The organism is Pantoea sp. X-Soil-OKNW-713 (assembly GCF_059730685.1).
Window position 1 is genome coordinate 80,887 of record NZ_AP035997.1, and the last position, 18,604, is coordinate 99,490.

Consider the following 18,604-nt stretch of genomic DNA (forward strand, 5'->3'; position numbering starts at 1 on the left):
GGAGGTAGTTGACCATCCTGCCTTAGTCCGGGTTGTACATCAGGCTTTTGTTTCCTGAACAACACCCGGCAGTTGACTCCAGTCGGCGTACCATGTGTTAAACAGCTTCAGTTGATGCTCCACATAACCGCGTTGGCTGGCGCTCAGTTCGTCACTGCTGTTGAAGTGCAGCGCGTATTCCCTGTCTCCCTGCAATACCATCATGTACTTGAAGAACAGCACCAGGTCCGGTCCCGCATCGAAGGATGACAGAATCGCCAGCGCCTGTTCCAGCTCTTGGGCGCGCTGGCGGGCTTCCGCATGGCCTGTTGCCGCAGTGCGTGACAGGTTGCACAGATGAATCACCTCTTTTGGCAGCACGTTGCCAATCCCGGTAATCGCACCGGTGGCACCACAATTGACAAAACCATGAACCACTGCGGTATCAACGCCCACCATCAAGGTGACATCATCATCGCGGCTGGTGATATGTTCGGCGGCGTAGCGCAGGTCATCCGGACCACCAAATTCTTTAAACCCAACCAGATTGGGATGCTCAGCGCGCAGGGCGAAGAACAGATCGGCGCGGGTGGCAAAGCCGTAATAGGGGCTGTTATAGATCACTGCCGGTAAATCCGGTGCCGCCGCGAGGATGGCTTTGAAATGTTCTTTCTGCGCGGAAATGACCGAGCCACGAGAGAGGACGCGCGGAATGACCATCAAGCCTTTTGCGCCCACCTGCTGGGCATGACGGGCATGGGCTACCGCAGACGCGGTATTGACGGCACCGGTGCCAACAATTACCGGCACTCCGGCCTTCGCCAGACGCTCAACCCCTTCCATGCGCTGCGCATCGGTCAGCAGCGGCCAGTCGCCCATTGAGCCGCAATAAACGACGGCCGACATACCCTTAGCTAATAATTGCTGTGCTTTACGCACCAGCCCATCAAAATCCGGCTGACGTTCCGCGCTGCAGGGCGTCATTAATGCGGGAATAACACCGGAAAATATCGCTGACTTCATGTTTTCATCTCCAGTTAATTTAAATGAATCACTTACGCGACAGCGAAAACGGCGCAGGGAAGGTCATCGTCAGAATAAATCTGAACGGCCCACGCAGGGTTTTTGGTTGTCGCGCCGCCTGGTAAGATCAGGCGGCAAATAAAACTGAATTAACGTGCAGCACCGGTCAGGAGGACCGGATCGATTTCCGCCAGCACATTTTTCAGCACCGCTTTTTGTTCATTGGTGTATTGCGGAATCGGTGCACGTACTGGCCCGACTGACAACCCCAGCAATTCGCATGCGGCTTTCACACCGCTGTTGTAGCGGCCTGATCCCAGCAGGCAAATCAGCGGATAAATCTGTCGCCAGACAGTCACCACCGTCTGGTCATCGCCGCTCTGGCTGGCCTGATGCAGCTTCGCCAGCGCCGGTGCCATAAAGTTGGCAATCCCCATCACCATGCCCGGTGCTTTCAACATTAATGCCGGCAGCATTAAAACGTCTTCGCCATTCAGGAAATGGATTTCATCGGCATGTTCATTAATTAATGTACTCATCTGCATAATATTGGCAGAAGAGTCCTTCACATATTTCACCTGTGGAATTTCACGCGTCAGTTTTAATAAAAAATCGACGTCAAGATGTAATCCGGTAGCCGGTGGGAAGTTATAAGCGCAAATTGGCAGATCGGTGGCGTCTGCTACGCCTGCGTAATAGGCGAAGGCTTCGTTAAAGCCAATCGGCTCATAATAGGGGGTAGCGAGCATAATCGCGCTGGCTCCCACGTCCTGTGCGTGTCTGGAAAACGCGATGGCTTCACGCGTGGAGGTGGCACCGGTATGGGCCAGCACCGAAGCACGGCCAGCGGTCTGGTCCACCACAATTTCTACCAGACGCAGACGTTCATCGTGGGACAGCACCGAGAATTCTCCGGTACCGCCTGCGGGAACGAAACCGTCGACGCCATCTGCAATACCCTGCTCAACCAGATTACGCAGTGCAACTTCATCGATTTTTTCACCGTCAGCGGTGAAAGGCGTAACGATGGCAGAAAGTACACCCTTAAGGATCATGTGCTGAATCTCCGTTAATAAATGATTAAAGCGGGGGAAAACCATCTGCGAGTGCGTCTTCCGCATCGGCAGCAAGGATAAGAAAACCGTTGATATAGGCCCGACTGGTGATTGCCGGTTTGATATACAAACGATCGGTGGTTTCGCGCACCTGTTGCGCGGTGACGCTAAAGGTCGATCCGATAATGCTGTGGGTCGTGACGGTGGAGTCGGGTGCGACTTTGCCTTCACTCACCAGCTTGGCGAACAGCGCGCTGGTGCCGGTGCCGCACGGCGAACGATCTATCGCCCCTGGTGGGGCCACCACCACAATGCTGGCATCCTGCGGCTGTGCGGCATCGTAGTGATAAAACAGCACCTGATAGACATCCAGTTCCTTACCGGACAGAGGATCGCCTACCCCACCGGCGGTATATTCCGCGCGCAGCAGGCGTGCCAGCCGGACGATTTCCGTGGCGTTGTCTCGATCCAGCGATAACCCGATCTGGCTGGCATCTACCGAGATGTAGTAATCGCCACCGTACAGCAATTCAACCGGCATGGTGCGGCCATCAACCTGATACGGTTGTGGGGTTTTCACCACAAAGGATTCAACATTCACCATGGTCACGGTGGTGAAGCGCTCACCTTCACGGCGTGCGGTGATGCCAATCGGGCCAGCCGGGGTGCGGATGCGGAAAGCAGTTTGCTGCGGATGGTCCTGCCACAATCCTGGCAGCAGGTTCATCTCGACAATCACCGAGGCAAAACCAATCATGCAGTGGCCGCACATGGGGGGGTAAGAACCTGGCTCCATGATCACTGCGCCAATATCACAGTCGTCTTCCTGCGTGGCAATCGGCAGTACCGCGCAGGTCAGGCCGCCACCACGCGGCTCATGTACCAGACGACGCCGCCAGTGGTCGGCATGGTCGCGCAGCCACAGGCGCGCCGCATCCACCCCCTGCACGTTCTCCGGCAATGTGATTCCAGACAGCACGATGCGTGTCGGGTTGCCGCAGGTATGAGAATCCACCGCCAGAATCTCCTGGCGATCAGCGCGGTCGAGCCATGCCAGCGCGCTGGCGGGTAAAATGTGGCTATTATTCATGGCAATCCACCCGGAACAGCGGCTGACCGAGCAGGTCGCGATCAACCTTGATACCCAAACCAGGGGCTTGTGGTGCGGTACCGCGACCCTGTTCTGAACGGGGTTGATAACCGGCGACATGTTCTTTGGTCCAGTCATTAAAGAACGAGGCGTGCAGCAGCGCCTCCGCGCGGGTACTGGCTGCCACATGCGCCACCGCTGCCGAGGTGACATCACCACCCCAGACATCTTCAATCACGATGGTCATACCGAGATCCTGCGCCAGGTCGCGCATGCGCACCGCACCGGTGATCCCGCCAACCCGCGCCAGTTTGATATTGACTGATACCGCTCCGGCATCATATTTGGCGCGATACAATTCGGCGGCGTTGACCACCGATTCATCCATCGATAATGGCAGGCTGCTCATGCGTTGGACCAGTGCACAATCCGCAGTGTCGCGGCAGGGTTGCTCAACAATAATGTCCAGTCCGGCCATTTCACGTACCGCCACCACCGCTGCCTGCACGTTCCAGCCGCCATTGGCATCGGCAACAATCACCGCATCTTTATCACACGCCTCGACGACGCGACGGGTGCGCTCTGCATCTTCATAAGGATCGTTACCCACTTTCAGCTGGAAGCGGTTGATGCCTTCGCGTTGACGCAGGCGCACAAACTCCGCCATCGCCGCAGGTGAGGAGAGTGGCACCGCCTCATACAGCGGAAAATCCGGCTGCGCAATACCGCCAATCAGTCGGGCAATCGGCAGACCGGCGGTTTTTCCCAACAGGTCCCAGCAGGCGATATCGATCGCGCTTTTGGCGCTCTCCTGGCCGAGCAGCACCGCGTTCATTTGCTGGTGGATCAACGCCAGATTGGTGGGGTCAAGACCGATAAGTGCCGGTGCCATCGCCCGCACGCTCTCCCGGGTGCCACCGGCAAACGCGGGCAGGTAAGTTCCCCCGAGGGTGCAGCTCTCTCCCCAGCCTTCCTCACCACTGTCCGTCACCAGACGGACCAGGGTAGACGCCTGGCTTTGCGCAGCGCGCCCACCTGACATCACGTATTCACCGTGGGCGTAAGTCAGTTCATAGCCATACACTTCGATTGCAGCGATTTTCATCTGTCGGTGCCACCTTGCGTTGTTGGTAATGGGTAATATATTACATTCGACACTTGGGCTGTCAATCTGCTTTTTTCTTGCTCAATCCGCCGTTGTAGCGCGCCGAATCTGAATCGGTGATCAACTAAAGAGGGGCGCCAGGTGCGGATTGAGGAACAGGTTATGTGGGTCCATCTCACGACGCAGTTGCACGAAGCGGTTGAAATCCGGATACAGCTGAGCCACGCGCTGACGACTCAGAAAGTGCAATTTGCCCCAGTGGGGTCGCGCCTGAAATTCAGCCAGAGTGCTGTCCACCGCGCGCAGGAATGGCAGGTAGTTTTTACCAATTTCGCCGGAGACGGAGAGTGAGGTCGTGTCGCGGCCTGATTGCGCCGAAAGAAAACCCTGATCGGCTTTTTGCCAGCGCACCTGCAATGGTGACTGCGCATCGGGGAATTGTGTCAGCATCAGCTGTTGCAATGCCTGTACCGCCGCGCGGGCATCCCCGGCATCGACCATGTACTCCAGCTCATGGAATTTTGATTCGGTGGTGCCATCGGGGTAAATCCGCCAGGCCTGATCGGTACGGCGGTTAATCTCACCCACGGGAGTGCCGGGTGCGGCATGGGGGACTTCGCGTAGTAACTTCACGAAGCAGTGCCCGGCAGGTACTGCGCCCAATTGATAGAGGTCGGCAGAATGCGCTCCCGGCATCCACCAGAAGGAAAAATGACGGTACTCACGCAGCAGAAAGTCCCACTGACTCCACACTTCCTCCATCGGCAGGATGATGTTTTCTTCGCGCAGGCTGTAGGCGGGAATCAGTTGTAGGCCAACCCGCAGCACCGGACCAAACATCCCCAGCGACACCTGCGCCGCACGTAACAGCTCCGGCGTGCTGGCATCGATATCCATCACCTCACCACGCCCGTTAACCACCCGCAGGCTGGTCACCTGGGATGAAATCGAACCGTAGTGAATGCCTGAACCTTTGGTGCCGGTGGCAATCGCCCCGGCTATCGACTGCGCATCCACATCCCCCTGGTTGGCGATTGACATGCCCGCCTGCCACAGCGGTGCGCCGAGCGAGGCCAGTGTCGATCCGCCCCACACCTGCGTCTGCAACGTATCTGTGTCGCAGGCGATCACACCGTGTAACGCCGACAAATCCAGCAGCAGATTTTTGGTTGCCACCACCGGGGTAAACGAGTGGCCGCTACCCGCCACGCGCACGCTGTTTTTGGCTGCCAGCGCTTGCTGAATCAGGGCAATAGCTGTGGCTTCATCGGTGGGCCGGGAAAGACTGTCGCAGTCGAATGCCTGATTACCGCCCCAGTTCTGCCAGTGATGTTTGGTCATGTGTTGCTCTCCGCAATTTGTGATTAAGAGGTATTGACGCATAAAAAATAAACCAACATTATGTTAGCGGCTACCGGTTATCGATTACCAGGTGATTTTATCGCCTTACCAGGTTTAAACATGTTCAGGGGAACGCAAGTGACACAGACACAACTGTTAAATCGGCAGGTAATGAAAGATATGAGAGAGCTTGAACATATGCCCGTCGTCCCGTTGAGGCACCGTGGTCGCTGGTTTGCTGCGGGGGTTTTGCTGGTGATCGCCATCGGTTTGATTATCTCTGCCATCACCAATCCGCGCTTTCACTGGGACGCCGTAGGGCAATACCTTTTTGATGATTCGATCATCAGTGGACTCTACACTACCGCCTGGCTGACGCTGGCCTCTATGGCAATTGGCATCGTGCTGGGAACGGTGATTGCGCTGATGCGCATGTCGAAAAACCCGGTACTGTTCACCATTGCGTCGACCTATCTGTGGTTGTTTCGCGGTACACCGTTGCTGGTCCAGCTGATCTTCTGGTTCAACCTGTCAGCGCTCTATCCGCAAATCACTCTCGGTTTTCCGTTCGGCCCGAGTCTCGGGGCGTTTGATGCCAACAAGGTGATTACCGTCTATGCCGCCGCGCTGCTGGGGCTGGGCTTGAATGAAGGCGCGTATATGTCGGAGATTGTGCGCTCCGGCCTGAGTGCGGTGCCGAATGGTCAACGTGAAGCGGCAGAAGCGCTGGGTATGTCGAGCTTCCGCGTGATGTTTCGCGTTATTTTGCCCCAGGCGATGCGTATCATTATTCCACCTACCGGTAATCAGCTGATTGGCATGCTGAAAACCACTTCGCTGGTGAGCGTGATCGCGATGCAGGATCTGCTTTACTCCGCGCAGCTGATTTACACCAACAATTTTCAAACCATCCCGCTGCTGATCGTGGCTTCGCTCTGGTATCTGGTGCTGACCACGGTGCTGTCGGTGCTGCAACATTACCTGGAAAAATATTTCGCGAAGAGTGAACAGCGCTCCACTGCGCCCGCCGCTGTTACGCAGGACCAACCGGAAAGGAGCTGTTGATATGGCCTCAGCCTATTCCCCCGTTATGGCCGGACAGTTTGCTGTCGTGGCACGGGGTATCGAAAAGTCCTATGGCAATCTGGCGGTGCTGAACGGCATCGACCTCACCGTTGAGTATGGTCGCGTGTGTTGCATCCTCGGTCCTTCAGGGTCCGGTAAAAGCACCTTTCTACGCTGTATGAACCATCTCGAGCGCATCGATCGTGGTCTGTTGCAGGTGGGGGGCGAGATGGTGGGCTACCGCGAACATCACGGCAAATTGTACGAAATGAAGAAGTCCGAAGTGGCACGCCAGCGTGCCGACATCGGTATGGTGTTCCAGGGTTTCAACCTGTTTCCGCATATGACGGTGCTGGAAAACATCATCGAAGCGCCGATCAACGTGCGACGCATGCGCAAGGCGGAAGCCATCGACCAGGCGATGACGCTGCTGGCAAAAGTAGGCCTGAGCGCCAAAGCCAATGCCTATCCGCGCACCCTTTCCGGTGGGCAGCAGCAACGCGTGGCGATCGCACGCGCTCTGGCGATGAAACCCAAACTGATGCTGTTTGATGAACCCACCAGCGCCCTCGACCCGGAACTGGTGGGCGAGGTGCTGAGCGTGATGCGCGAGCTGGCCGCTGAAGGCATGACCATGATTGTGGTGACACACGAACTCGGCTTTGCCCGCGAGGTGTGTGACCAGGTGGTGTTTATGGACAAAGGCGTGGTGATGGAACAAGGCTCGCCGTATGAATTCTTCCAGAACACACAGAATGCGCGTGCCAAAGCCTTTCTTGGCAAAGTTCTCTAACTCTAATCCGCTGGAGCGTTTATGACTTCCTTACCTGAGACTGTTCGTACCCAGGCATTGATCAATGGGCAGTTTGTTGCTGCCGAAAATGGCGCCGTGTTTGATAACTTCAACCCGGCCACCGGCCAGGTGCTGAACCAGATCGCTGCCTGTTCTGCCGGTGATGTGGATAAAGCGGTACAGGCCGCACGCGAGACCTTTCAGGCCGGGGTCTGGAGCCGTCTCGATCCGCGTGAGCGCAAACGTATTCTGCTGAAGTTCGCCAGCTTGCTGGAGCAGCACACCGCGGAACTGGCGCAACTGGACTCCATTGATGCCGGTAAGCCGATTACCGATTGTGAGAGCTTCGATATCCCGGACGTAGTGAATAACGTGCGTTGGTATGCCGAGGCCATCGATAAAGTCTTTGGCAAAGTCTCACCAACGGGGGAAGGCAACCTCGGGCTGATTGTGCGTGAGCCCATTGGGGTGGTCGGCATGGTGCTGCCGTGGAACTTCCCGGCGGCCACTCTCTCATGGAAAATCTCCCCGGCACTGGCGGCAGGAAACTCGATTGTGGTGAAACCGGCCGAGCTGGCATCGCTCTCTACTCTGCGCATTGGTGAACTGGCACTGGAAGCGGGTATCCCGGCAGGTGTGTTTAACGTGGTACCGGGACTGGGCCATGTCGCGGGCAAGGCGCTCGGGTTGCATCAGGATGTGGATGCGCTGACCTTCACTGGCTCCACGGAGATTGGCCGTCAGTTCCTGCGCTACTCTGCCGACAGCAACCTGAAGAAAGTGGTGCTGGAGTGCGGTGGCAAAAGCCCGCAAATCATCATGCCGGATGTATCAGAGAACCTCGACAGCATCGCCGAAAACCTGGCAAACGCGGCCTTCTGGAATATGGGGCAGAACTGCACCTGCGGCTCACGCATTCTGGTGCATGAATCGATTAAAGATGCCTTTATGGTGGCTTTCACCAAAGCGGCGGCCATCTGGAAAAACGGTCAACCGGGCGATCGCGCCACCAAACTGGGGCCGATGATTGAACCCTCGGCGCTGAAACGCGTGCTGGGTGCCATCGAACAGGCGGTCAGCGAAGGCGGCAAGCTGGCACTGGGAGGCAAGCAGGTGCTGACCGAGTCCGGCGGCTGGTTTGTTGAGGCGACGATCATCGATCAGGTCACCGCAGAAATGACGCTGGCGCAGCAGGAAATCTTTGGCCCGGTGGTGGCTGTCATGACCTTTAGCAGCGAGGAAGAAGCGGTCGCGCTGGCGAATAACTCGGAATATGGCCTGGCGGCAACGGTGTTCGCCAATGATATCAACGTAGCTATCCGCATGGCGCGCCAGATTCAGGCAGGCACCGTGGCAGTGAATGGTTACGGCGAAGGGGATATCACCACGCCCTTTGGCGGCTATAAAACCTCTGGTTTTGGCGGCTACGACAAGGGTATCGAAGCCTTTGATCAATACACCCATGTGAAAACCGTCTGGGTTTCGCTTAGCTGATAAGGTCGTGTCATGAATCTGATGGGAAAAAACTATATCGGCGGCGAACGCAGCAGCCAGCATGCGCCGGAGCTGTGCAGCGTTGATGCCTGGAGCGGTGAGGCGCTGCCGTACCGCTTTAGCCAGGCAAGTCACCAGGAAGCAGAGCAAGCGTGTTTCGCGGCTGAGCGTGCGTTTGCACCTTACCAGGCACTGTCACCTGAACAGCGAGCGGTGTTTCTCGATGCCATCGCCGATGAACTTGATGCGCTGCCGGATGACTTTATCCAGTTGGTGATGCGGGAAACCGCGCTGCCGGAAGGGCGTATCCGCGGGGAACGCGCACGCACCAGCGGCCAGATGCGTTTGTTTGCCAGCGTGCTGCGGCGGGGCGATTATCTCGGCGTACGTATCGACACGGCATTGCCCGATCGCCAGCCGCTGGCAAGGCCGGATCTGCGCCAGCTTAAGGTCGGTGTCGGCCCGGTGGCGGTGTTTGGTGCCAGCAACTTCCCGCTGGCCTTCTCCACCGCCGGAGGCGATACCGCTGCCGCGCTGGCCGCCGGTTGTCCGGTGGTGGTGAAAGCGCACAGTGGCCATATGGCGACGGCGGAGTGCGTGGCGGATGCCATCATCCGCGCGGCAGAGAAGACCGCGATGCCGGCAGGTGTGTTTAACATGATTTATGGCGGCAGCATCGGTCAGGTGCTGGTACGTCACCCGGCAATCCAGGCGGTGGGTTTTACCGGTTCGCTGAAAGGTGGCCGGGCGTTATGCGATATTGCCGCCGCCCGTCCACAGCCGATTCCGGTGTTTGCCGAGATGAGCAGCATCAACCCGATGATCCTGCTGCCCGGCGCACTGGCGGTGCGCAGCGAACGAATCGCACGCGAACTGACCGATTCTGTCGTAGCCGGATGCGGCCAGTTCTGCACCAATCCCGGGCTGATTATCGGCATTGCCTCTCCTCAGTTCTCCGCTTTCCTCGCCATGATGGCGGAGAATATTCGCACCAGCCCGGCGCAGACCATGTTGAACCGTGGGGTGTTAAGCAGCTATGAACATGGCCTGTCGCAACTGCATCAACACCACGGCATCCATCATCTGGCCGGTGCGGTGCAACAGGGTAATCAGGCCGTGCCACAACTGTTTGCAGCGGATGCGTCGCTGCTGATTGATGGTGATGAAGTGTTGCAGGAGGAGGTATTTGGTCCGGTGACCATTGCCGTCACCGTACGCGACGAAGCGGAATTAGAGGCGGCGTTGCAGGGAGTACGTGGACAGCTGACCACCACGTTACTGGCCGAACCGCAGGATTTGCAGCAATTCGCTCATCTGGTGCCGCTGTTGCAGCGTAAGGCCGGACGGTTGCTGTTCAACGGTTATCCCACCGGGGTAGAAGTAAGTGATGCGATGGTACATGGCGGGCCGTATCCGGCCACTTCTGACGCACGCGGCACCTCAGTGGGAACGCTGGCCATCGACCGCTTCCTGCGTCCGGTGTGCTATCAGAACTACCCGCCGGAACTGCTGCCGGAGGCACTGAAACCTGATAACCCGCTCAAATTGCTGCGGTTGGTGAATGGGGCTTATAGTCGCGAAGCGGGTTGATAAAGCCCGGCGCCGGGCACTTAAAACGGCGAAAACCCTGATGCGTCATTATCCTCAGGGTTCTCGCCGGTATCAGTCGAGAGATAACTGGGTTATCGCCAGCACCGCGCGTGCCGCTTCTGCGCCTTTCTTCACAAAATGCTTTTCATAAAACTGAATAAATTCGTCGGCGGGTTGGAAATTGTGTGGCGTCAGTGAAACCGAGAATACCGGGACATTGGTGCTTAATTGTACATTCATCAGGCCATCCACGACCGCCTGAGCGACAAAATCATGACGATAAATGCCGCCATCGACCACCAGCGCGGCGCAGACAATGGCGTCATAGTGGCCGGTTTTTGCCAGGCGTTGTGCCAGTAAAGGCATTTCAAACGCACCAGGGACGTCCAGCGCCTTCACCTCGGCAGCGACATTTTGCAGCGTAAGTTCCTGCTGAAAACCTTCCAGCGCCTTACCGACAATCTCTTTATGCCAGCTGGCTTTAATAAAGGCGATATTCAATTTCTTCATAGTGACTCCAGTTTTCCACTGCAATTTCGGTATTTATTGTTTTGACAGGCTAAGAATAGTGCGAATATTTTGTGCCGTGGTGGCGATAATATCGATGGCACCGGTGCGCAGCGCGCCGAGAATCGCCATTGCTTTGGTATTCTCCGAGGCCACGGCGATGACACAGGGGATCTTACGGAGTTCATCAATACTGAGGCCAATCACCCGATCGTTCATCACAGTATCAACTTGTTGTCCCTGCGCATTAAAAAAAGCATAACCCGCGATGTCGCCAGTCACGCCCTGATTAACGCTGGCATCAATGATTTCATGGGGCGAGAACCAGCCCAGCTTCACCATATAACTGTTTTCATTCATATCACCGATGCCTACCAGCGCAATATCGGCTTTGCGTGCGCGATCCAGCGTCTCTTTAATGGTGCCGTTCTGCATAAAGGCATCTTTCAGCGCGCGGTTTTCCACGTAAGCCGGTGCATACAGTGTTTCGCTGGTGCCACCAAACTTTTTCGCCAGACGGCGGCTGATATGGTCTGCATTGATGGCATCACCAGGCCGGTGTGTGCCACCGATCCCGCAGATGAACTGACACTGGCGCATTGGCACCTGGCCGGGATGATCGGCGACTGCCGCCACGTTGCTGCCCTGACCGACGGCAACCACGGTGTTTTCTTTCAGTGACTGCGCCAGATGGGAGGAGACCAGCGCCGCCACCTGACGGCGTTGCTCGTCCGTATCCTGAAGGTCCAGCGCGATCAACGCGCGTTGCAGTTGCGGGAAACGTTCCAGGAGTTGTTGTTCGAGGCGGGTGCTAAATACCGGATGGTAACGCACGTTGATTTCAACGATGCCTTCTTCACGCGCGCGCTTCAGCAGACGGCCTACCTTAATGCGGGAGATACCAAACTTTTGCGCGATCTCTTCCTGAGTGATTTCGTCCTGATAATAGGCAACCGCAATTTCCGTCAGCAGCTCGGCATCCTGAGAGAGCGTGTTTTTATTCATGGGTTAACCTGCCTGACAGCGTGATATCTGAGTGAATCAATATGCGATAGGGGGGAGTTATATCACTGATACGACTCGCTTTACCAGACGGTGGCACAGCGAGTCGCTATAGGCATCACGTTTAGCGGCGGATCGCGTCGATTTTCAGCATACGGGCGATCACGATATCCAGTTCTTTCTGATCGAAGATCTGTTTCCAGTCAGGTTTCACGATTTTCTCACGTCCGTACTCCATCGCGATCATACAGGCATCTGAGAACGGGTTGGTGGCACGGAACGCCACGGCCAGCGCAATCTGAATATGGCCGTACAGCATCGCTTTGGCGGCTTCTTCGGGCACGCCGCTGTGTTTCACGGTTTCATCCAGCGCTTCTTTCATAAAGGCACCGACCATGCAGGCCACGGTTTCCACCAGCGTCGGCTCCAGATAAGCCAGTTGCGTCACCGTTACCCAATGAACCTGCTCAACCGGGCCGTACATCACGCTGATCACTTTGCTCAGTTCAGCTTTTTGCGCGTCGCTGCCGGTTTCATAAGACGCGGCGACATGCTGGACGGCGGCCACACCACCAAAGGCGTCGGCGTGTTCTTCCTTGGTGTAACGCGCCAGGAAGACTGAAGGGTGGCAGGGATGGGCCACGGCGTATTCAATTCCGTCACGCTGTGCAATCAGGTTGGCGTACGCTGCTGCCGGATCGAGGGTCAGCAATACCGCACCTTTTTTCATCTGCGGCACAACGCCTTCAGAGACTTTGCCCAACACAATATCCGGCACCGCCAGAATCACCACGTCACTCAGGGGCACCACCGATGCCGCATCTGACAGCTCACGCCCCTGGGCAGTAACCTGTTCCTGCGCTTTGGCTGAGTTTTCACAGTAAAACACCTGATAGTCGCTTTTCTGGAAATTGGCAGAAATGCGCATGCCCATTTTACCGCCTGCGCCAATAACGGTGATGGTTTTCAGTGTATTGCTCATGGTTATGACTCCTGATCTTGTTTACTACGTAAGAATTCCACGGTGCGGCGCGTCCATTCGGCTTCGCGCTCACAAGTAAGGGCTGCATCGTCCTGCCACGGCAGCCAGTGTTCGACGATCTGATTAATGTCCCGTTCCGCCGGGCGCACGCTGGCAATCATCCGGTCGTAATCGAGCAGGCCGTCACCCATCGGGCAACCGGCAAAGGTAAAGCCGACCCAACCGTCGCGGCGGGTGAAAGCGAAGTCTTTGATATGCAGATTGCCGACGCGCGCGGCGGTATTGGCAATCACCTGTTCCGGCAACTCCAGCCCGGCTACGCAGTTCGCGGGGTCAAGGCAGACGCACAGCCAGGGGGAGAGAAATTTGTTGATGACTGACATCATTGCGCCGCTGTTGACCTGCTCATAGGTTTCCAGGCACAGCCGCACCTGCTGACGGGCAAAATCCGGCAGCACGGCGGCGATAAGCGAACTGGCTTCTTCCAGTGACGGGCGATGGTCAGCGGTGTAGAACATCGAACGCACCACGCGGGCATCGAGGATTGCGGCCATATGCAGGTAACGGCGCAGATGCGCGGTGCCGAGGCCACGGGTGCCCAGCTCCAGCGTGATGCCCAGCGCATCCGCCTGCTGGCGCAGCGTCTGCAACTGTTCATCTGACCAGCTTTCAATCGCCGGATAATCGCAGATCTGGAAAACTGACACGTCCAGCGCCGCCGTCTGCTCCAGCATCTGGCTGAGCGTGAGTGGCTGAGGGACTTTCGCTGACATGCGCCAGAAAAACGCATAGGTACTGAGTCCGATACGGCTCATTAACGGATCTCCTTTAAAAGCACACTGGCTTCATCAACAATTTGCGCCAGCGCCTGCGGGTCATGAGCAAAACGCCCGAGAAACAGCCCATCTACGCTGCCGCCCAGACGCTGAATCAATCCCGGCCCGGCGCTGCCGCCGTAAATCACCTGTAAGGTAATGCCTTGTGGCGTGGGTAACTGGCGCAGTCCGTCACAGACCGCCCGGATATAGCTGTCCGGTGCGGGCTGCGGCGCGCCAATCGCCCACTGCGGTTCGTAAGCAAACAACAGGCTGCCTTGCAAACCCTGGTGTTCCGCTTCTGCTAATGCTTCTGCCAGTTGCTGCGCACAGAGCGCAATCGCCTGCTCAGGTTGGCCTTGCTGTTCTTCACCGATGCACAGCACCGGGGCCAGACCGTGGCGCAGTGACATCGCCACTTTGGCGGCGATCTGGGTTTTATCTTCATGGAAGTGACGGCGGCGTTCGGCATGACCAATTTCCGCCAGTGAACAGCGCAACTCCTGCAACATGCTGGCGCTGACTTCACCGGTCCATGCGCCATTTGCTGCCTGACATACGTCCTGTGCGCCAAAACGCACCGGGGTATCGGCAAAGATCTCTGCCACTGCCGGGATCGCCGGGAAGGCGGGCAATACAAACAACCCGATGTCGCCTTGTTGAATGGCCGGATGGCGTTGCGCCAGCGCGGCGACTTCCCGACACCATGTCAGCGTTTGCTGATAGCCAAAGTACATTTTCAGGCTGACGCCAAGCCAGACTTTCGGTTGCGCCATCGGTCAGGCTCCCTGCTCGCTGGTGGTTTGCTGTTTCAACAAATCACCCACGGTATTGACCACCATCGCCAGCGAAATGGCCCCGGCATCCGGTGTACCCAGACTTTTCTCGGCCAGCGGGCGTGCACGTCCCATCTTCGGCAGCAGTTGAGCGGTGGCCTGCGCGGCCTGTTCGGCCACCCCGGCTGCCGTCAGCCAGGCATCGGTCAACGACACGCCTTTGGCTACCGCCGCACTCAGGCTGTCGCTGAAGGGGACCAGCACATCCACCATAGTTTTGTCACCCACGCGGGCTTTGCCAAAATGCATAATGCCTTCTTTGGCGTGCCGCACACCGTTGGCGACGCGTCGCGCATCAGGTGCATGCTGATCGCCAATCGTGGTGCCGAGTGCAGTCAGCGCCACGCCCCATAACGCACCGGAGGTACCACCGGCTTTATCCGCCCAGGCATCCGCTGCGCGACACAACAGGCTGCCCGCTCCGGCACCGCGAGCAGCGACGTCACGCGCTTTCGCCACGGCACCGAGTGAACCACGTTCCATACCAATGCCGTGATCGCCATCGCCAGCGACCGCATCGATATCGCCCAACTGCTGCGCATTGCGTTGCAGCATGGCGGTCACCGCTTCCAGTAGTTGCAGCACGCGCTGCGCACTCTCCTGCGATTCGGCGGAAGCGGGCGGCAGCGGTTCTTCCGCGCTTTCCAGACATTCCGCCACGCTGAGCGGCTCGGCGGCAATCACGCTACCTTTGCGATAGGCAGGGGTATTGGCCGGGGCGCGCCAGAAGGTTTCCAGTTCATCATCCAGCCACATCAGCGTCAGGGATGCCCCGGCCATATTGAAGCTGGTGACAAACTCGCCGACATCCGGCTCCACCACCTGCAATTGCGCCTCGGCCAGCAGTTGTGCCACCCGGCGATACACCACAAACAGTTCTTCGTATTTCACCGAGCCGAGGCCGTTCAGGATTACCGCGACCCGTTGACCGGCGGGTTTCTCGATGCCCGGTGGCAGTTCACCCAGCAGACGATCGACGAAGATCTCCGCAAGCACATCGGCGCGCGGGACATCGTCTTCTTTAATACCGGGTTCGCCGTGGATCCCCATCCCCAGCGCCATCCGTCCTTTTTCTACTTCAAACAACGGATGTTGCGCGCCCGGCAGACTACAGCCGGAAAACGCCACGCCAAATGACCGGGTGCGTTCATTGGCGTGTTGCGCCAGTTTCAATACCGCAGCGAGGTCATACCCGGCTTCTGCTGCGGCACAGGCGGCTTTGAACACCGTCAGGTCCCCCGCCACGCCGCGACGTTTTTCACGTTCGTTGACGCTGGCACTGGAGATATCGTCGGTGACTGCCAGCACTTCGCAGGCAATGCCTTCAGCGCGCAGACGTTCACAGGCCTGGCCGAAATGCAGCACATCACCGGCATAGTTACCGAACATCAGCAGCACGCCTGCGCCGTTATGGGCAGCGCGCGCTACGTTGTAGATTTGCTGCGCCGATGGGGAGGCGAACAGGTTGCCCATCGCCGCACCGTGTGCCAGACCTTGTCCAACCAACCCGGCGAAGGCCGGGTAGTGACCGGAACCGCCTCCCACCACCACCGCGACGGTATCAGCCTGGCTGCGGGTGCTGCGTACCACGCCGCCCGGTACCTGACGCACTTTGTCAGCGTTTGCCGCGACAAATCCTTCTATCAGTTCTGCGGCAAAGGCCGAAGGTTGGTTAAACAGGTACGTCATTATTGTTGCTCCTGTGCGAGAGAAGTTGGCTGATGCAGAGGTTGTGGACGGCGGCGGTTAAGCAGCAACATCAGGACGGCTGACAGCAACATGAATCCTCCTACCACAAACATCGGCAGGGCATAGCTTTGGGTCGCGTCGTGCAGCGCGCCGGTGATATAGCCGGCAGAGAAACCGGCCACGTTGCCCAGGGTATTGATCAGGGCAATGGCGGCGGCGGCTGAGGCACCGGTCAGGAATTGCGTCGGTAAGGTCCAGAAATTAGGTAAGGCCGCAAAAATCGAGCTGGCGGTGATGGCGATCACCAGAATGGTGGTCAGTGGCGAATCCATGTAAAGCGCCAGCGGTACGCTGATGCCGCCCGCCATCGCCGGAATCGCGATGTGCCAGGTTTTGCAGCCACGACGGGTAGCATCTTTTGACCAGAAGAACATCACTACGGCGGCAATCAGATAGGGCACGCCAGTAATCAGCCCTTTCTGCATTACGTTAAAGGTGGTGCCAAACTGCTGCTGGAAGCCCGCGATAATGGTAGGCAGGAAGAATGCCAGCGCATACAGACCATAGATAAAGCCGAAGTAGATCAGGCACAGCATCCAGACGCGGCCATTGCCCATTACCGAACGTACGCTGTGGTGAGCTTTGTGTTGTTTCTGCTGATGCTCGGCGTCCAGTTCGCGGGTCAGCCAATCTTTCTCCTCAGCATTGAGCCATTTGGCCTGACGCGGGGAATCCACCAGCCAGAACAACGCCGCGATACCAATCAGAATCGCCGGAATCGAGACACCCATAAACATCACGCGCCAGCCTTCCAGACCGAACAAACCGTGTTGCTCAATCAGGCCAGCGGCCATCGGTGCGCCAAACACCACCGTCAGCGGCTGGGCGAGGTAGAACAGCGACAGGATCTTGCTGCGGTGGCGTGCCGGTACCCACATGCTCAGATAAAGAATTGCGCCGGGGAAGAAGCCCGCTTCGGCAATACCCAGCAGCAGACGCAGGGTGTACAAGCCTTCTACGCTGCTGACCCAGGTGAACAGCAACGACACAATTCCCCAGCTGATCATGATGCGAGCCAGCCAGCGGCGTGCGCCGAAGCGATGCAGCGCCAGGTTGCTTGGCACTTCCAGCAGGATATAACCGATAAAAAACACGCCAGAGGCCAGGCCAAACTGCAACGCGGTGAGGCCCAGATCCTGGGTCATACCATTCGGACCGGCAAAGGAGATGGCGGTGCGATCAAGGAAGTTGATAAAGAACATCAGCGCGACGAACGGCACCAGGCGCCAGGATATTTTGCGGATAGCGGATTGCTCCACCGCCGCCAGATTTGGCTGACTCATAACGCACCTCCATGACGTGCGTGGTTGAACTTGATAAGCGGTGTTGGCCAGACGCAAACGGCGCGATGGCGGCAGGTGATACAGGGCTGATTACACATATTCGAGTCCTTCAAGGGTCTTCTTGTGCTTTGGTATCTGTAGCGAACAAATGAACATTACACGGATAAATGAGCAGCTCTCAAGCGCCATTTTTGAAAATTGTGAGACGGCTCATATGTTATGAAACTGATCAATAATTCGGAGTTCGTGGCGTAAAAAAGCGCTGTGCCTTGTTTTGTGCGGCTCTTGTGGCGAGTGGCTGGCAATATTTCAGCAACAAAACAAAAGAACTCATATTGAACATATGAACGATATTGTGGCAGGCTGTAGGCGAAGAAGAGTTGATCGCCTGTGTCGCACACAGGCATGAGCGCATAACCTGCTGGAGAATATGCATGAAAACCATTGCTATTGGTGCCGATGACGCGGCTATCGATCTGAAAAACCTGATTAAACGCTATCTGGAAGAGAAGCAGTACGTTGTCCAGGATTACAGCAACGACGCACAGAATGATCGTCCGATGTATCCGGATGTCGCGTTTGCGCTGGCAACCGCCATCCAGCAGGGCGAGCATGATCGTGGCATTCTGCTGTGCGGCACCGGCATTGGGGTGGCGATTGTGGCGAACAAAGTCGCTGGCGTGCGCGCGGCGCAATGCCATGACACCTTCTCAGCGGAACGCGCGCGCAAAAGTAACAACGCGCAAATCATGACGATGGGATCGCGCGTGATTGGACCGGAGCTGGCAAAGAATATCGTTAATGCCTGGTTGGCGTCGGAGTTTGAAGGCGGGGGTTCAACCGCGAAAGTCGAAAAAATTGGCTACTACGAACAGGTGTGTCAGGCGAAGTAACT

General features: G+C 57.2%; 17 protein-coding genes. 5 read left to right on the forward strand and 12 right to left on the reverse strand.

What is annotated here, in order from left to right:
- Positions 1-39 precede the first annotated feature (39 nt).
- The 5 genes from AC6I8R_RS24030 to AC6I8R_RS24050 form a co-directional block, all read right to left on the reverse strand.
- A complete protein-coding gene (locus tag AC6I8R_RS24030; protein ID WP_415174858.1) occupies positions 40-1,002 on the reverse strand; it encodes a dihydrodipicolinate synthase family protein in 963 nt (320 codons plus the stop codon).
- Between the two features lie 149 nt (positions 1,003-1,151).
- On the reverse strand, positions 1,152-2,057 hold the full coding sequence (locus AC6I8R_RS24035) for a dihydrodipicolinate synthase family protein (RefSeq protein ID WP_415174857.1): 906 nt from the start codon (positions 2,055-2,057) through the stop codon (positions 1,152-1,154).
- A 25-nt stretch (positions 2,058-2,082) separates the two neighbouring features.
- On the reverse strand, positions 2,083-3,147 hold the full coding sequence (locus tag AC6I8R_RS24040) for a proline racemase family protein (RefSeq protein ID WP_497833088.1): 1,065 nt from the start codon (positions 3,145-3,147) through the stop codon (positions 2,083-2,085).
- Entirely contained in the window at positions 3,140-4,252 is a 1,113-nt protein-coding gene (locus AC6I8R_RS24045) for a mandelate racemase/muconate lactonizing enzyme family protein (protein ID WP_415174855.1), read from the reverse strand. Before AC6I8R_RS24045 ends, AC6I8R_RS24040 begins: the two co-directional genes overlap by 8 nt.
- A gap of 120 nt (positions 4,253-4,372) precedes the next feature.
- Entirely contained in the window at positions 4,373-5,593 is a 1,221-nt protein-coding gene (locus tag AC6I8R_RS24050) for a D-arabinono-1,4-lactone oxidase (RefSeq protein ID WP_021186476.1), read from the reverse strand.
- A 180-nt stretch (positions 5,594-5,773) separates the two neighbouring features.
- Here AC6I8R_RS24050 and AC6I8R_RS24055 point away from each other — a divergent pair, with 180 nt between their 5' ends.
- The 4 genes from AC6I8R_RS24055 to AC6I8R_RS24070 are packed head-to-tail and all read left to right on the forward strand — an operon-like array spanning position 5,774 to position 10,535.
- Positions 5,774-6,658, forward strand: coding sequence for an amino acid ABC transporter permease (locus AC6I8R_RS24055; protein ID WP_235056642.1), 885 nt, complete (start codon positions 5,774-5,776; stop codon positions 6,656-6,658).
- A 1-nt stretch (position 6,659) separates the two neighbouring features.
- The gene (locus AC6I8R_RS24060; RefSeq protein WP_021186474.1) at positions 6,660-7,451 is read left to right on the forward strand and encodes an amino acid ABC transporter ATP-binding protein; all 792 of its coding nucleotides are present in this window, start codon (positions 6,660-6,662) and stop codon (positions 7,449-7,451) included.
- 21 nt (positions 7,452-7,472) lie between these two features.
- The gene (locus tag AC6I8R_RS24065; RefSeq protein WP_497833089.1) at positions 7,473-8,945 is read left to right on the forward strand and encodes an aldehyde dehydrogenase; all 1,473 of its coding nucleotides are present in this window, start codon (positions 7,473-7,475) and stop codon (positions 8,943-8,945) included.
- A gap of 12 nt (positions 8,946-8,957) precedes the next feature.
- Positions 8,958-10,535, forward strand: a complete 1,578-nt coding sequence (locus AC6I8R_RS24070) for an aldehyde dehydrogenase (NADP(+)) (protein ID WP_415174852.1) — start codon at positions 8,958-8,960, stop codon at positions 10,533-10,535.
- 72 nt (positions 10,536-10,607) lie between these two features.
- On the opposite strand, the gene AC6I8R_RS24075 is transcribed toward AC6I8R_RS24070, so the two are convergent.
- The 7 genes from AC6I8R_RS24075 to AC6I8R_RS24105 all read right to left on the reverse strand — a co-directional run bounded on the left by AC6I8R_RS24075 (position 10,608) and on the right by AC6I8R_RS24105 (position 17,709).
- Positions 10,608-11,045 carry a 6,7-dimethyl-8-ribityllumazine synthase gene (locus AC6I8R_RS24075; protein WP_021186471.1) on the reverse strand — a complete coding sequence of 146 codons (438 nt, stop codon included), beginning with the start codon at positions 11,043-11,045 and terminating at the stop codon, positions 10,608-10,610.
- 33 nt (positions 11,046-11,078) lie between these two features.
- Entirely contained in the window at positions 11,079-12,047 is a 969-nt protein-coding gene (locus AC6I8R_RS24080) for a sugar-binding transcriptional regulator (RefSeq protein WP_021186470.1), read from the reverse strand.
- A gap of 121 nt (positions 12,048-12,168) precedes the next feature.
- On the reverse strand, positions 12,169-13,026 hold the full coding sequence (locus tag AC6I8R_RS24085) for a phosphogluconate dehydrogenase C-terminal domain-containing protein (protein WP_013512673.1): 858 nt from the start codon (positions 13,024-13,026) through the stop codon (positions 12,169-12,171).
- 2 nt (positions 13,027-13,028) lie between these two features.
- Positions 13,029-13,841, reverse strand: a complete 813-nt coding sequence (locus AC6I8R_RS24090) for a sugar phosphate isomerase/epimerase family protein (RefSeq protein ID WP_497833090.1) — start codon at positions 13,839-13,841, stop codon at positions 13,029-13,031.
- Positions 13,841-14,617: a triose-phosphate isomerase family protein gene (locus AC6I8R_RS24095; protein WP_497833091.1), complete on the reverse strand. Its 777-nt coding sequence runs from the start codon at positions 14,615-14,617 to the stop codon at positions 13,841-13,843. The genes AC6I8R_RS24090 and AC6I8R_RS24095 overlap by 1 nt, the downstream gene beginning before the upstream one ends.
- 3 nt (positions 14,618-14,620) lie before the next feature.
- Positions 14,621-16,366, reverse strand: a complete 1,746-nt coding sequence (locus AC6I8R_RS24100) for a dihydroxyacetone kinase family protein (protein WP_497833092.1) — start codon at positions 16,364-16,366, stop codon at positions 14,621-14,623.
- Positions 16,366-17,709 carry an MFS transporter gene (locus AC6I8R_RS24105; RefSeq protein ID WP_021186466.1) on the reverse strand — a complete coding sequence of 448 codons (1,344 nt, stop codon included), beginning with the start codon at positions 17,707-17,709 and terminating at the stop codon, positions 16,366-16,368. Before AC6I8R_RS24105 ends, AC6I8R_RS24100 begins: the two co-directional genes overlap by 1 nt.
- 434 nt (positions 17,710-18,143) lie before the next feature.
- Here AC6I8R_RS24105 and rpiB point away from each other — a divergent pair, with 434 nt between their 5' ends.
- Positions 18,144-18,602, forward strand: a complete 459-nt coding sequence (gene rpiB / locus AC6I8R_RS24110) for a ribose 5-phosphate isomerase B (RefSeq protein WP_208727258.1) — start codon at positions 18,144-18,146, stop codon at positions 18,600-18,602.
- The last annotated feature ends 2 nt before the right edge of the window (positions 18,603-18,604 follow it).